Raw genomic sequence first — 15,475 nt, 5'->3', positions numbered from 1 at the left:
CACCTTACTCTTCGTCATCCCGTTACGATTTCGAAATCCAGCGTAAACCCGTCTTCGTCTTTCGGGTACATTCTTACTTCCGTATTGCCGAAGCGCTGCGACCAGCAGCGCTCGTCTCCCAAGAATGGATTTACCGCTTCCCTGACGCGTTCCTCCAGCATATGCCCGGTGACAAGCCAGCGCCCGCTCCCCAAGCTGCCGCTGCGCTTCAGCTTCGCCGGACCGTCCGCGGGGAGCAGCCACTCGGCGATCACAACGACCGCGCCCTCCTCCGCCAGACGGGCGACAGCCGCCAGCGTCCTAGCGGAAAGCAACGAACCGCCGACCAGAATCAGCTTCGGTCTGCCGAGCTGCGATACATCCGCCTGTTCGTCGAAGACCAGCACATTTCGAACCGGGTAAAACAAAGGATGTGCCCCTCGCGTGACGCCGTCCGGAGCGCCGCTCTCGAGCGGGAACCGCTCCAGCGGCACGTTCCGCTTCAGCCGGTGACGCGGGAAATCGTAGCCTGGAATGTGCATGCAGCTGCCATGATCGGGAATCGCCCCGCGGCTGAGCAGGTGCCACATATGGAACACGCTGTCCGAGCGGTCCCCGCCGGCCGGCTCGCGGTTGCCGTACAGCCGCTCGTTTTGCCCGTAATTGCCGTCGTCCGAATGAATGACGGCGATATCCGCTTCGGCATCCCGGTAACTCCATGCCAGCGGATGCGCCGGGACGAAGCTTCGCGCGAATTCGGTCCATACTTCGCCGAACTCGGTCTTGACGAAGCCGCTTGATTCATGCTTCATCAGGACGTCGATATTTTCCGCAAACAAATGAGTCGGTCCCATCAAATAGCCCATCCGCAGAGCCGATTCGAATTCCTGCGGCGAGTGCCCCGGAAAGCCGGGAAACCGGGTAAACCACGGTCCTGTATCCGGGCCCCACAAATCCGCGCAGATCCACAGCCCTCTGCCGTATTGTTTGGCCGCACCCAAGGCGGTGGCGAGCTGCAGCGATTGGAACGATTCCTTCATGATCTTCGGACATAGATCCATGCCCGCCCGCGCAAACGTATGGAACATGGTCGGAAACACGTGCTCGGCGATTAACGGCATTGCCGGTAAAGCGCTTGCAGATTCGGTCCCGGCGCTTCCCAACACGGAGCTAACATGCCGCACCCGGGAGCGCACCTCCTGTTCCACCTTGCGGCGCGCCTGTTCCAGGCTTAACCCGTCGGTGCCGCCCCAGTGCGGATACCAGCCGTCCTTGCGGTACTGCCCGGCGTTGATTTGCAGGTGCTCCGGCTCGTCGTACAGCAGACCGATGCATCTGCCGCCCGCCGCCTTCCGAATCGTCTCGTCAGGCACGTCGTAGCGGTTCGTGCCCGGCACCCAAGGCCCGTTGATATTGCCGTATTCGTTGCCGAGACAAATATCGAAGCCTGCCGCCGCTGCGTCCGCGGCTACCTGCTCCGTGCGCCCCTCGGCCCCCGGAATGACGTGATGCACGTAAAAATCCGCTTCCAGCTCGCGCAGCATAGCGAGGAACCCGGACACATCCGGCATCGGGTCCTGCGAGGGACATACGCTCCCGGTCCCCGTCCGCATAATGCGGTCGGAGGCGGGGCCGGCCCACGGATCCTGCCAGGCGACGACGGGGCCTTGAATGCCGAGCTTCGGCTTATGGCGTTTAGCTGACATAGCCGCCGCTCACTTCCTTGCCGGGCTTCGCCTTATCGAAAGCGCTGCGGATGAGGCGCATGCACTCCGCCGCCTCTTCCGGCTTCGCATGCTCCAGAATGAGCGGCACGTCAGGCAGCCGCTCCGTGAGCAATGCCGCATAGACGTTCCAATCCGCTTGGCCCGCCCCGACTCTCGGCGTTGTAAAGCCGTCCTCGCTATACAAGGCATCCTTGGCATGAGCGATCGGGCAGTAGCCGCCGATCTGCTCGAACATCGCCGCCATCGCTTCGTGCTGCCGCGTCAAAGCTTCCTGCGTTAAATAATTGAACGGATCCATCACGAAGGCGAGACCGTCGGCGCCAAGCCGTTCGAGCATCCGGAGCGCCTGCCCGGTGCTGGCCAGAACGTTGTTGACGAACCCCTCGACCAGCAATACCCCCCCGTTCTTCACCGCTCTGCCGCGCAGCCGGTCGACGATGGCGATCAGTTCCTCCCAGGCCTGCTCCGAACGGTTCTCCTCGCAATCGCGCCATGCGTTCGTCGGGTGCAGGCTCCCGGTTTCCGTCGCGATATACCTAGTTCCGTACGCCGGACATAGGTCGATCATCTGCTCCAATTGTTTCAGCTTCTCTTCCCGCTTCTCGAGATTCGGGTTCATCAAATTCGTATAACCGGACAACCCTGCGATACCGATGCCCCTGCTTTCAAAGATGCGCCGGATTCTCTCGATGCGTGCCGGCGAGAACGGCTCGTCGTCCATCACCTGCAGCTTCTGCTTCGGATCCAGCTGGATCTGCGTCAGACCCAGTTCGGCGGCGTGCTCCGCCATCGCTTCCGCGCTCCACCCCATATACACGTAGCTCATAAAGCCGAGCGAATTCATGCCGGAACACCGCCTTTCAGCACTTCTTCCCTTTCCACTGCTCGGCCCTGCTCGCTGGAACGTACCATCGCCGTCGTCATCGCCACGGTCTGCAAATTATCCTCCGCCGTCACCGGCGGCTTCTCGCTGCGCTCCATCGCGGCGATGAAGGCGATCATCGAACCGGCGAAGGCGTCCGGGAACCAGGCACCCTTCAGCTTGATCTCATGCACGACGTTCTTGTGCTTGTTCAGAGCCATATACAGCGTATCCTGCGTACACCACAAGCTTCCTTCGGTGCCGTCGATCCACCACGTATGGCTGTGGGACCGGCTCGCTTTGACGATATTGTTGAAGTGCAGCGAAGCCATGAGCGGGTTGCGGCCGCCGACCGGCCCGAATTCGACGTTCGCCGCATAGATCAGCGGGCTGACGGCATTTTGCCCGCTTACTTGAGCGGTCGTGCAGTGTACCCTGGACCATTCCTGCGGGTACGGATTGAAATGCCGGCACAAGTCGACATAGTGGACGCCGTGATCGACGATATTGAAATCTTTCATCTTCGTCCACCACCAGTCGGCCTGATCCTGGTACGACCGCATATAGTGATGCATGCTGTACACGTCGCCAATCAGATCCTGCTCGAGCACCAGCTTCAGGGCCCGATGCGCCGGTGCCCAGCGGGCTTGCTGGTTGACGCCCAGCACGATGCCGAGCTGATCCGCTTCCTCCTTGATACGCTTGGCATGCTCCACATCAAGCGCGAGCGGCTTCTGGCACAGCACCGGGCGCGGCGCCTTGCCGATCAGCTTCAACACCTCCAGCCTCGGCCCGGGGTGAATCGCCATATCGATCACGCCGACATCGTCCCTGGCCAGCAGCTCGTTTACATCGGTCGTCCAGAACGGGATGCCGAACTTTTCCGCCGTAGCCCGAGCCGCTTCCTCATTCACATCGCAGCATGCTGCGATGGGCAGGCCGTATTTGCGGTAGGCGGGCAAATGCGCCGTATTGGCGATGCTCCCGCAGCCGATCAGGCCGATTCCGTATCGGTTCACATCCATGATGTGCTTCTTGTTTGGCATATAATGCTCTGGTCTGATAAATTCCATATTCCCACCTCTTTACGCTTAACATTACACTAGTGCCCGAAAACATTTATAGGGTGTTCATGCTATTTTGTAGGGAGGATTCAACCACGTTGGCTGCGGTTTCAGTGTGCTCCATGCGCTCCCTCCGCCCACGCGAATAGACCGGGCCTCCATGCTTGCGCATGGATCCCGGTCTATGCCGTTACGCCAATATTTGCTCCAGGCTGTGTGCTTGCCTGCTAGCGGTCAGCACATACGTTTTCCCCGCCTCCGCACGGAATTGGATCGTAGCTTCGTCCGCGGCCGAGGCTTCGACCGGCACGCCTTCCGCTTCGACGGTAAGCGGCAGCGGCGTCCGCTTGCAGATGACTGTGCACAGCTGATCCTTGGACGCTCTCAGCACGCAGCGGGCCAGCTCGCCCCGCTCCCACTTCAAGTCGATCTCAAAACCGCCTCGGGCCCGCAGACCGCGTACACTGCCGTCGGACCATTCGTCCGGCAGCGCCGGAAGCAAATTGATTTCCCCGCGGTGAGACTGCAGCAGCATCTCCACGATCCCGGCCGCACCGCCGAAATTACCGTCAATTTGGAACGGAGGGTGGTTGTCGAATAAATTCGGCAAGGTGGATTGGGACAGCAGCAGACGCAAATGCTCATACGCCTGTACGCCGTCCTCCAGACGCGCATAGAAGTTGACGATCCATGCCCGGCTCCAGCCGGTATGGCCGCCGCCGTGCTCCAGCCTGCGCTCGAGCGTCTTTCTTGCCGCTTGCGCCCATTCCGGCGTATGCCGGACGTGGATGATTTCACCCGGATGCAGAGCGAACAGATGGGAGATATGCCGATGTCCCGGATGCACTTCGTCCCAATCCTTTACCCACTCCTGCAGCTGCCCGTGCTTGCCGATTTGCGGCTGAGGCAGCTTGCGGAGCACCCGCTCCCATTCCGCGCGCAGCTCTTCGTCCGCTTTCAGAATGTCCGAGGCATCCAGGCAGGCGCGCAGCAGCGTGTAAATGATTTGGGCATCCATGGAAGGGCCGACGGTCAGACAACCTACGCTCTGATCCGCTCCGATGAATTTATTTTCCGGTGAAGTGGACGGCCCGGTGATGAGACGCCCCTCTTCGTCTTCAAACAAATAATCCAGGAAAAATTCGGCCGCTTCCTTCATGACCGGATACGCTCTTTCCCTTAGGAACCGCTCGTCGAGATTGTAGCGGTAGTGCTCCCACAGATGGAGCGTCAGCCAGGCTGCCCCCATCGGCCAAATCGAGCCCGGCATGAAGTTGCCTTCAATCTGGGTCGCCCCCCACATATCCGTATTGTGATGAGCGACGAAGCCTCTGCAGCCGTATACGGTTTGCGCCGTTTTCCGGCCGTTTACGCGCATGCGGTCGATCAAATCGAATAAAGGCTCGTGACATTCCGCCAAATTGCAGCTCTCGGCGGGCCAATAGTTCATTTCCGTATTGATGTTGATCGTATATTTGGATTCCCACGGCGGGGTGAAGCTTTCGTTCCAGATGCCCTGCAAGTTTGCCGGATTGGAGCCCGGTCTGGAGCTGGCCATCAACAGGTAGCGTCCGTATTGGAAATACAGCGCAATCAGTCCCGGATCTTTGCCGCCTTCCTTGAATCGCTGCAGCCTGGCGTCGATCGGCAGCGAATCCGCCTCGGCCGGATCCTCGGCGCTGCCGATTTCCAGCTTTACCCGGCGGAATTTGGCGGTATGATCTTGAATATGATCCCGCTTGACCCGCTCGTAGCCTTTGCTCGCGGCCTGCTCCAGCTGGCGGATGCAGTGTGCCTTCGGATCCTCGTACCGGAACGTCGTCCCTGCTGCGATATAGATCGTAACCGCAGGCGCTTGGACGATCAGGAAATCGCCGATCGCCTTCACCGATCCGCCGTCCGGTACCGCTTTCACAGCGGCGCAGTACGCAACGCCGTCCTTCCCGGCATTGCCGCTCATCAGCAGCGTATCGTTTGCAATCCGCTGCGTGCCTTCGTCAAACGGCCTGCGGCTCAAATGCATGCGCAGATTCAGATTGCCCGGCTTGTCGCAATGGATACGCACCACGATGACCTGATCGACGGCGCTGCTGAACATTTCCCGCACATGCTGAATGTCGTTCAAGCAGTAGCTCACATGCGCGATCCCTTGATCGATATCCAGGTCGCGGTAATAATTCGAGATCATTTTCTTCTCGCCGTCATGGTAAATATGAAAATCCCCCAGCGGCTGATACGGATGCAGCGACTTCGGAATCGACATCATGCCCACTTGGGCAAGCTCCTCCGCCTCGATCTGCTTGCCTTTCATCAAGAGCTTTCGCACCTCGGGGAAATACAGCTTGCCTTCGGGATTGTCTCCATGCACCGGGCCTCCGTACCAGACGGAATCTTCATTCAGCTGCAGCCTCTCCGTGTTGACCTTTCCGAAAATCATCGCCCCCAGCCGCCCGTTGCCGATCGGCAGTGCGTCGGTCCAGGCTCTCGCCGGCTTCTCGTACCAAAGTTTCGTCCCCCACGCCGAAGAACGTGTAAATTCCATGGAATCCTCTCCCCGATTACGTATCGTTCACTGCTTCGCGCCTTCCGCGCGTCGAATCCGCAATGCATAGTAGAGCTCGCCGGGCAAATCGATGCGAAAGCGTCCTTCGAAGGTGCCTTCCAGCTCGTGGACCTTCATATTCCACGTATCGATAACATCGACCTTGTACTGTCCTTCGGGCAGCGCAAATTCCCGGAACGCAAAACGGTGCAGGCCGAAATACTGCAAATAGTATTCCCCGCGCACCGATATCGTAGCGGCGTCGTAGCTGTCGCTCGTATAGAGCATGCGTGCCGGCGCCTCCTCCACGATGCGCCGCAGGAAGGCGATCCGCGGAACGCTCTCGCCTCGCAGCAGCCCGCCATGCAGCCGCCATAACAGCCCGTCCGGGTGCTCGTAGGATTCGCTATGGCCGACATAGCCTCCCCGGAACGTGCCTTCCCATACGTGCATCACCAGCTCCTCGGGCGTCAGGCTGCCCCAGCGGTCGGGCAAATTCCCTTCAGCTCCGCATTCGTCGATGATGGCAGGCTTGCCGTACTGCCTCGTGCAATCGGACGCCACCTTGACATCGGCGTGCCGGAGACTGGCGTGCGTGATCCAGGGAAGACCGGTATCGTACCAAGTTGTCCTCCCCGATATCGACCTTACGTGTCCGCCGGAGTCGTATTCCCCTATGATCCGGAACAGCCGCCGCCAATCCTCGGAACGTTTATGCTCCAATAGATCATATTCGCACGCCAGCGACCACCAGACGTTGCTGAACGCCGCCAAGCGGGCCACCACGTAACGCACATACCGGTCATCGTCCTCCGCCCTCATCCGGTCGAAACCCCATCGTCGGTCGCCGTAGGGATGAAACAGGATCAGCTCCGCCTGAATGCCGAGCTCCGCCAATTGCTTGATGCACCGCTCCAAATGAGCGAAGTACGGAGGATGGAAGCGGGTGAAGTCGAACCCGGCCTGCGGCGAGCCTTCGAACGGGAATAAGCCGAAATCATCCGTGCCTGCGCCGCCGGCAATCGGCAGCACGCACATCCGCAGCTTGTTGAAAGGCGCTTCCGCCAGCGTTTGCAGCGTTCTGCTTCGTAATGTCTCGCTCTGCAAATGCCAGGCGAGGCTCGTCGTGCCGAACGGCGCATACCTCGTTCCGTCCGAATGTCCGAAATGTACGCCGTTCGTCACCCTGACGGGTCCATGCTCGCCCGGGGAAGCCGCTCTGCAGACAAACTTCCCTTCAATGCCGTCAAGCGAGGAGCAGCCGCTCTCCGTTACGTAAGTCCATTCGCCCTCCTCGCAAGGCATAAAGCGTATCCGGTAGATTCCGTCCCCATCGTAAAACCCTTCTGCCTCCGCATAGTTCGGCCCGCTGCGGAACCGGGCGCCGAGCCGGACGTCTTTGTATGGATTTCCTTGCGCCGGCCCTTCCAGCTCCAGCTCGAACAAGCCAAAGCGCGGAACCGTATCGGGGGCGTTCTGTGCGTTCTGTGCGTTCAGTGCGCTCAGTCAGAATCTCCTCCTTCCGCGATAGTGAACCGTCTCATAACCGGCGAATCCGAAGCGCTATGTAAGGTTTGCCCGGAAGCTCGACCCTGCAGCAGCCCCGGTACGTCCCGTCCAGCGCCGCAATCGTCATGTTCCACGCATCGATCAGCTCGATCCGATGCAAGGCGTCTTCCTCCAGATCGACGATAGCATATGCGGGCTGGCGCCGGCCGAAGTACATCAGCCTGTACGTGCCGTCCCGCGCCCCAGCGATGAGATCCTCGGGTCCATCTTCCATCACCTTGCGCAGAAAGGCGATTCGCTCCACGCTTTCGCCGTACAGCTTGCCGCCGGACGAAATCCAAGCTCGCGTCTCGCGGTCGATGAACGATTCGCCGTGCCCGACGAATCCGCCCCGCGCCGCTCCTTCCCAGAACCGGTGGGTCAGTTCCATGCCGGATATGTTGCCCCATCGTCTGGAGCTGTTGCCCTCGTAAGAAATTTCATCGATTACGATCGGCTTGGCCACCGCTTCTCTCCAGACGGAGGTCAGCTCGGCGTCCCAATGCTGTATGCTTTGATGCGTAATCCACGGCTTGGAAAAGTCGTACAGATGGGACGATTTGTACATCTTGGTGCCGTTATGGATCGAACGCAGATGCTGATAAGGATCGAAGCGCTGGGTCAGCTGCAGCAGCCGGTCCCAATCGGCAACCGTTTTGTACGTATTGAAGTCGTATTCATTGCAGAGCGACCACCATACGTTGCGAAACGACGCGAGCCTGGCGATCACGTACCGCAAATAGAAAGCATCGGTTTCGGCGTCCATGTTGTCAACGCCCCAATAGCCTTTGTCGTACGGATGGAATAATACAAGATCCGCTTCGATGCCAAGGCGCTGCAAATCGTCGATCCGCCTCTCCAGATGAGCGAAAAATTCCGGATTGAACCTCGTCTTGTCCACATCCTCCGGACATGTTCCGGGGAAGACAAGCTGCAGGGGCGGCTTCATATCCTTCGTCGGAAGCAGGCACATCCGCACTTTGTTGAACGGCGATGCCCGCAGCGTCTGCAGCGTCATCTCCTCAAGCTCCGTATTCCCGTCATGCGTCCAATGATAGCAGGTCGTGCCGAACGGCAAATACCGGGTGCCGTCTTCATAGGCGAACAAGTAATCGCCCTTCACCCTCACCGGACCATGATTCCCCTCGGAGGGGGGCGTACAGACGAACTCCCCCGAATGACCATCCAGCTCGGCGGCGCTGCTGCTCGTGATATAGCGCCATACGCCCGGCCGGTCCGGCATGAACCGGATGCGGTACGTCCCGTTTCCGTCATAGAATCCGTCCGGCTCGAAGACCAGATTCTTGTATTGGAACTTGGCCGACAACCGCACCTCCTGGAACGGATTTCCCGTCGAAGGTCCGGGCAGCGTCAGCTCGAATCGGTCCCAGCACTCCACTTCCATTCCGCTTTTTCCATAGTCCATCGGCCCATCCCCCTAAGCGGCAGCAGGTTTACTTGATTCCGGAATGCGCCATCGTCGCGATGACTTTGCTCTGGAATACGAGAAACATAATCAAGTTCGGCAGGAACAGCAGCAGCGCCGCTGCGGCGGCGGCTCCCTGCCTCGCCACGCTGTTCGCCATGCCGCTGGTCAGCGTTTCGACGTAGAACGGGAACGTCCGCATCGCCTCCTCCTGCATGTACAGCGTCGACGTTTCGGAATTTTTCCAAGCGGAATCGAAGGCGATAATCCCGATCGTCGCTACGGCAGGCATCAGCATCGGAATAACGATGCGGGTGAACAGCACGAGCTCGCGTGCGCCGTCCATTCGCGCCGAATCCAGCAGTTCGTCCGGCAGCTGGTCGATGAATTGTTTCATAAGGAATACACCGGTAGGCACAGCGACGAGCGGCAGTACGTGCCCCCAATAGGTGTCGAAGATGTGCAGCTTGCTGACGACCAAATATTTGGGGATTTCCACCGTCTCCGGCACAAACACGAGCGTCAGCAAAATGGTCCCGAAAATAAATTTGTGCCCCGGAAATTTATGCTTGGATATTGCATACGCACACATCGCGCTCGTCATCGTAATCAGGAATACGGCCAACACCGTAACGACAACGCTGTTAAACAAATACCGCGTCACCGGAATCGCCGTCGTCTTCGTCGTGGCTAGCAGCTCCAGGAAGTTTTGAAAGGACGGCTCCCTGACCAGAATTGTCGGCGGATAAATAAACAGCTCCTGGTACGGCTTGAAGGCATGATTGAAAATGTAAACGATGGGCAGCAGCATAAATACGCTTAAGGCGATAAGCACTACCATCGTTATCGTCTCGAACGGACTCAGACGGCGAAGCCCTTTGCGTCTTCGCCATGCGTCCAATCGGCGGTACCAACCGAAGCGCTTCATGCTACTCGCCCTCCTTCGTTCCGAACAGCTTCCAGCTCAGCTTCTGGGCAAAATAAACGATCGTGAGCAAGCATACCGTCAGCGCCGTCGCGTAGCCGAGCTCGAAACGCGTGAGGCCGTAGTCGTCGATATGCGACGTGATCATGTGTCCCGCGTACTCCGGTGTCGGAGTCATGCCGGACAGGGCCGTACCGATGGAGGATATTTGGATCGCCGAGACGATCGCCATGACCGCGCCGAACAGCATTTGCGGCTTCGTGGACGGAATCGTGATATACCATACTTCCTCCAGCCGGCTGCGGATGCCGTCGAGCCTTCCCGCTTCATAGAGCTCGGGATTCACATTGAGAATGCCGGCCAGCATGCCGAGAAAGCCGATGCCCATGCTTTTCCAAAGCGATACGACCACCATCGAGGTCATCAAATGCTCTTTGCTCGTCACCCACGCAATCGGCTCGCTGATCAGGGACAGCTTGAGCAGGAAGCTGTTCAAATACCCGATCCTGTCGCTGGACAACAGCGGCGTCCAGATAATGCTCATCGCCACCAGGCTGGCAAGCGACGGGGTATACATCGCCAGCGTAAACCATTTGCGGTACACCCCGGGCAAGATCGCGATCATCCAGGCCAGCACAAAGGCGCAGACGTAACCGCCCGAGCCGACGATCAACGCGAAAGTCAGCGTGTTGGGCAGCGCGTATTTAATGAGAATCAGGTCCTGCGACAGCATATCGCGGAAATTGTTCCAGCCGATAAAGCGCGGAGCCTCGATTGCATTATAATACGTAAAGCTGAGCGCTACCGCCGACACGACCGGCAGCAGGATGAACACGATAAAGCAAATCATGAACGGCGCGATGAACAAATACGAAATTCGGTATTTCCAGATCGACTGCACAGCCGCAAGTAATTTGTTATCCGGCTGGAGTTTGGCGGGAGCCAGCATTCCGGGCAGCGACTGCGCATCACTTTTTAACATACTTATCCACTCCCTCCCACGGCTCCGGGACGCTGATCAGCTGCAGCGGCCTCACGATGTTCCCTTGACCGTCGATGAAACGAAACTCCTGCATTTTGCGGCGGACCTCCCTGTCGATTTCTTTGACCGCCGTCTCCAGCGAGGTCCGGTAATTCTCCCCGTTAATGACGGTTCGCGTCCAGGCGTTCTTGAGCTCGCGCTCGGTATAGTAGCTGCCGGGCACCTTCGCCACCTCACGGAACCATCTCCACTGCTCCAGAATGGCCTGCAGGTCATCTTCTTTCCAAGGAAGCTGGACGAAGGCATCGATGTTGGCCGTATACCAGCGGAACGTCACGCCGTAGAGTGTCTCCAGATCCGTGGCATATTGAACCTGAACGTCGGCGGACATCCACCATTTCAGGAACTCCCAGCTCTCCTGCGGTTTCTTCGTTTGCTTGAAAATTGCCGTAGCAAGCTGGTCGCCGCCGTTGCCCTCCGTCCACCTCGCGACGGTTCCGTCCGCTTGCTTGACACCCGGGATAGGCGCTACTCCCCATAAGCCGTTCAGCTCGGGAGCCGATACGAGCAGCTGAATATAAGCGTTCAAATCGGCGATGCCGATCGGATACGAGCCGTCGCGGAAATGCTGATAGAAGCTTTCGGAACGCTGGTCGATCCCGAACTTATTCTGCAGGTCGGTCCACGCCTTGAACGCCTGGATGCCGGCTTCCGTGCCGAGCCCGGAGCCCGATCCGTCCTGCTTGTAATACTGCGCGCCATGCATTTGCAGAAACATCCCCTGCTCGGTCGGCGTGAAATTCATATTGTTCTGCTGCAGAATCGGCAAGATCCGATAAACGTCGTCCCATGTGTCCGGAACGGCTAAGCCCAAACGTTCCAGAATGTCTTTGCGATAGAACAGCATCGAGAACGTCTGCGTTTCCGGTACCGCGTAATAGCCGCCATCATAGTAGTAGGGGATCCAAGATCCCGGCGAGAATTGCCTGAATACCTCCTCAAAGTCCGGGAACTGCTTCAGATCGTACATCCCGCCGCGAAGGGCGTAATTGAACGGCGTTTCCTGCGGCAAGCCGATGGCCACGTCCGGCGCCATTCCCGCAGCATTCATGAGCAGGAGCAGCCTTTCGTCCTTGAGCAGGTTGACCTTTACCTTGATCCCTGTCTTCGGCGTAAAGCTTTCATCCGCCATCCCCTGCAGCATGTTGACATAATCCCGGTTGCGGTTCATCCAGACGTTCAGCACCTGGCCGTCGTCTTCGCCCGGGCCAGAGGCCGACTTGAACGAGTTGAAGAAGTTGAAGACGAAGCCTTCGATTTTCTCCATCGTCGTAGCTTCCATCTTCGGCAGCGGCTTCCCTGCGGGCACGACATAAATGCGGTCAAGCTGAAGCGGCTGGCGGCTCATCAGCTGAATTTGTTCGGAGAGCTTGCCCTGCAGCTTGTTGAGCCGGTTCGGATCGTAAGGGATCTCGTCGGGGTAGCGCAGCATCGATTCCATATCCTTCTCGATGGTAACCAATGCTTGGGAAACCGCATCCGGACTTCCGTTAATTTGAATCAGCCGCTCCCGGGTTGCGATCAGACTGTCGTTCAGCTCGCTGAACGTCTCGACGAAGCCGGGCAAATCTTTCTTCAGCTCCCAGGTCCGGTTCTTGTCATCCACGCCGCCGGTAAGCGTGCGCAGTTCTGCGGTCAGCTTCGTCAGGACGCCGATTGCCCGGTCCATATCGGAAATGATCGGCCGAAGCGGTGCTTGCGTCACCCGCATCGAGATGGTATTCGTCCCCTTGGGCAAATAAAACTCGTACGGAGCTCCCCGTTCATCCGCAATCGGGGCTCCCTTCCAGCCGGAGGCGTACTTGAAGCGGTATGCTTTCAGCTCGCTGAACGGGATCTTCCCGTTAATGAGAATAGACCGGAACGACGAACGGTTGGATACGAATGCCTGCTGCTGGCGGAAGGCAATTTGATAATATCCGCTCTCCGGCACTTCGAAGCTCCAGCTGATCTGCTGATTATTCGTCGCCCAGCGGTCTCCGTCGAGCGTGTTGTAGGTAATATGGCCGCGGACAAACGGACTGTTTGCAATATCGTTATCGAAAGCGAGTGCGATTGCGGAATCGTTCTTCCACTGCACCTTCTCCGCTTCGATCACGATCGGATCGGCCTCGACGGGCCCTGACTGGGGCCATGATTGCCGTGCGGTTTCGTAAGTTTCCGTTTTGGCGGCGGGCTTGAACGTGATCGATTCCAGCGCCATCGGATCGCTGCCCGCCAAGCGGATGATATGCTTGCCCGGCGTCAGCCTCCAGAGCAGCGGATCCTCGTAAGCCCCCGACAAATCGCGCAGCTCCCACTGCATCCAGCCGGAAATATCTTCGGCCACCGGCCTGATCTCATCTCCGTTCGCATCCTTCTGCGCAGGCAGCTTATCCCGCCAATGCCGGTACAGCTCCAGCGATTTCGATTCGAGAAACGGCGTAGCGCCATCCACGGTCAAATTGAGCGCGATCGGCTTGCGGTTCTTGGAATCGACGAACGGATGGTACGACATTTCGATAGCATACAAGCCGCCTTGCGCAACGTTGACTTCAAATTCGACCCATTCGTCGCCGTTGGCCTCCCAGACAAGAACTCCGTCCTTCCCCTTATACGATCCGATGCTGACATCGGCGTTGGGCGAGAAGGCGACGAATTTCGATCCGGGCACGGTGACGGTGGCGTTATGATCGGCGACAGCCCCTTCCTTCTTCCACTGCTCAAGCACCTCATAATACTGGGGATCCCGGGTTTCGGACCCGAACTCCGACTGCCCTCCCGTTTGCTCGTTGACGCCGGTCCTCGCTCCGCCCGCAGCCGGAGCTCCGCCATCGGCCATAACGGGAACCGACGAACCGAGCGCAAGCGTAAGCGCCAGTACGGCGAACCTCCATCCCCGTGTTCGAAACAACGCCTTCAACTCCATCCCTCCGCCTTGCTTGATTTAGTAGGCCAAATTGTCCGTAGTATCCTTGTCGAAGAACAACGCCTTCTCCATATCCAGTGTAAGCGTGAGCTTCTCGTTCTCGATAAATTCGTGATCCGCACGGGCTCTGGCGATCAGCAAATTCGGCCCTCCGATGTCCAGATACAGATACATGTCGGCGCCCATTAGCTCGCTCAGCTTCTGGATCCCGGCAATTTGCCATTTCGGGCGTCCCTCCGCCATCGCCGGGTCGACATGGATGTTTTCGCTTCGGATGCCGAGAACGACGTCGCGACCGGCTTTATGCTTCTTCCGCAGGATGTCCGCATGCCGTGGAGGAACTTTGACTGAGTACCGTTTCGTATGGAACTCCAGCTCGCCGCCGCCGCTTTCCAGGACTTTGCCTTCGATGAAATTAATCGGCGGGGTGCCGATGAATCCGGCCACAAACATGTTTCTCGGATTGTTGTAGATCATCTTCGGCGTGTCGACCTGTTGAATGACGCCGTCCTTCATCACGACGATCCGGTGCCCCATCGTCATAGCTTCGACCTGGTCGTGCGTCACATAGACCATCGTCACTCCAAGTTCTTTATGCAGCTTGATGATTTCCGTTCTCATCTGCACCCGAAGCTTGGCGTCCAGATTGGACAGCGGCTCATCCATCAGGAACACCTGCGGGTTGCGGACAATCGCCCGCCCCAGCGCCACGCGCTGACGCTGGCCTCCCGATAGCTGGCGGGGCTTGCGTTCCAGGAACTGCTCGATTTCCAGCACGCGCGACGTCGATTTCACGGACTGGTCGATCTCGTGCTTCGCCATCTTGCGCAGGCGCAGACCGAAGGCGATATTCTCATACACGCTCATGTTCGGATACAATGCGTAGTTCTGGAACACCATGGCGATGTCGCGGTCCTTCGGAGGCAAGTGGTTGACCAGTTTGTCACCGATATAGAGCTCGCCGGAGGTGATGTCTTCCAGTCCGGCGATCATGCGGAGCGTCGTCGATTTCCCGCAGCCGGAAGGACCGACCATGACAATGAACTCCCCGTCTTCAATTTCCAGGTGGAAGTCCTTTACAGCGTATGCTCTTTCTTTGCCGAAGCGTTTCTCCACATGGTTTAACACAATCCGCCCCACAGCGGCACCTCCTATAGTCATAAACCATCCAAAGATGATAACGGTTTCAATAGCAGCTTAATTATACTGCGTTGCGTTAGTGCGATTATAGGCGATCATTGCTCTGTTATAGGGGGATTCCTGCTTTCCGTAATGGGAGTCCCCCGGCTGTGGCACGCAGTGCTTGCTGCTCGGCAGCTATCCTTGTTGCACCTCTGCTGGCCCCGGGCTAATCGCAACAACGCCCATTCGGGCTTTGTTGCACCGCTGCCGCCCTAGGGCCAGCCGCTACAACGCCCATTCGGGCCTTGTTGCACCGCCGCTGCCCTCGGG

10 protein-coding genes are annotated in these 15,475 nt (G+C 58.4%); all 10 read right to left on the bottom strand.

What is annotated here, in order from left to right; all coding sequences use genetic code 11:
* Positions 1–14: 14 nt before the first annotated feature.
* The 10 genes from ACFFK0_RS00050 to ACFFK0_RS00005 all read right to left on the bottom strand — a co-directional run bounded on the left by ACFFK0_RS00050 (position 15) and on the right by ACFFK0_RS00005 (position 15,163).
* The gene (locus tag ACFFK0_RS00050) at positions 15–1,685 is read right to left on the bottom strand and encodes a hypothetical protein (RefSeq protein WP_377467363.1); all 1,671 of its coding nucleotides are present in this window, start codon (positions 1,683–1,685) and stop codon (positions 15–17) included.
* Complete coding sequence (locus ACFFK0_RS00045) at positions 1,675–2,550, bottom strand: sugar phosphate isomerase/epimerase family protein (RefSeq protein WP_377467361.1); 876 nt, start codon at positions 2,548–2,550, stop codon at positions 1,675–1,677. The genes ACFFK0_RS00050 and ACFFK0_RS00045 overlap by 11 nt, the downstream gene beginning before the upstream one ends.
* Positions 2,547–3,641, bottom strand: a complete 1,095-nt coding sequence (locus ACFFK0_RS00040) for a Gfo/Idh/MocA family protein (RefSeq protein WP_377467359.1) — start codon at positions 3,639–3,641, stop codon at positions 2,547–2,549. Before ACFFK0_RS00040 ends, ACFFK0_RS00045 begins: the two co-directional genes overlap by 4 nt.
* Positions 3,642–3,822: 181 nt before the next feature.
* The gene (locus ACFFK0_RS00035) at positions 3,823–6,174 is read right to left on the bottom strand and encodes a glycoside hydrolase family 95 protein (RefSeq protein WP_377467357.1); all 2,352 of its coding nucleotides are present in this window, start codon (positions 6,172–6,174) and stop codon (positions 3,823–3,825) included.
* Between the two features lie 27 nt (positions 6,175–6,201).
* Positions 6,202–7,671, bottom strand: a complete 1,470-nt coding sequence (locus tag ACFFK0_RS00030; protein WP_377467440.1) for a DUF5605 domain-containing protein — start codon at positions 7,669–7,671, stop codon at positions 6,202–6,204.
* 43 nt (positions 7,672–7,714) lie between these two features.
* Positions 7,715–9,148 carry a DUF5060 domain-containing protein gene (locus tag ACFFK0_RS00025; protein WP_377467355.1) on the bottom strand — a complete coding sequence of 478 codons (1,434 nt, stop codon included), beginning with the start codon at positions 9,146–9,148 and terminating at the stop codon, positions 7,715–7,717.
* Between the two features lie 28 nt (positions 9,149–9,176).
* The gene (locus ACFFK0_RS00020; protein ID WP_377467353.1) at positions 9,177–10,076 is read right to left on the bottom strand and encodes a carbohydrate ABC transporter permease; all 900 of its coding nucleotides are present in this window, start codon (positions 10,074–10,076) and stop codon (positions 9,177–9,179) included.
* A gap of 1 nt (position 10,077) precedes the next feature.
* Positions 10,078–11,022 carry a carbohydrate ABC transporter permease gene (locus tag ACFFK0_RS00015; RefSeq protein ID WP_377467438.1) on the bottom strand — a complete coding sequence of 315 codons (945 nt, stop codon included), beginning with the start codon at positions 11,020–11,022 and terminating at the stop codon, positions 10,078–10,080.
* Positions 11,023–11,041: 19 nt separating this feature from the next.
* Entirely contained in the window at positions 11,042–14,008 is a 2,967-nt protein-coding gene (locus ACFFK0_RS00010) for an extracellular solute-binding protein (protein WP_377467351.1), read from the bottom strand.
* Positions 14,009–14,041: 33 nt separating this feature from the next.
* Positions 14,042–15,163: an ABC transporter ATP-binding protein gene (locus tag ACFFK0_RS00005; RefSeq protein ID WP_377467349.1), complete on the bottom strand. Its 1,122-nt coding sequence runs from the start codon at positions 15,161–15,163 to the stop codon at positions 14,042–14,044.
* Positions 15,164–15,475 lie beyond the last annotated feature (312 nt).

The sequence above is a fragment of the Paenibacillus chartarius genome (genome assembly GCF_042432825.1).
Classification (GTDB): domain Bacteria; phylum Bacillota; class Bacilli; order Paenibacillales; family NBRC-103111; genus Gordoniibacillus; species Gordoniibacillus chartarius.
Note: the sequence above shows the minus strand (reverse complement) of the source record. Positions and strands in the feature narration are given on the sequence as shown.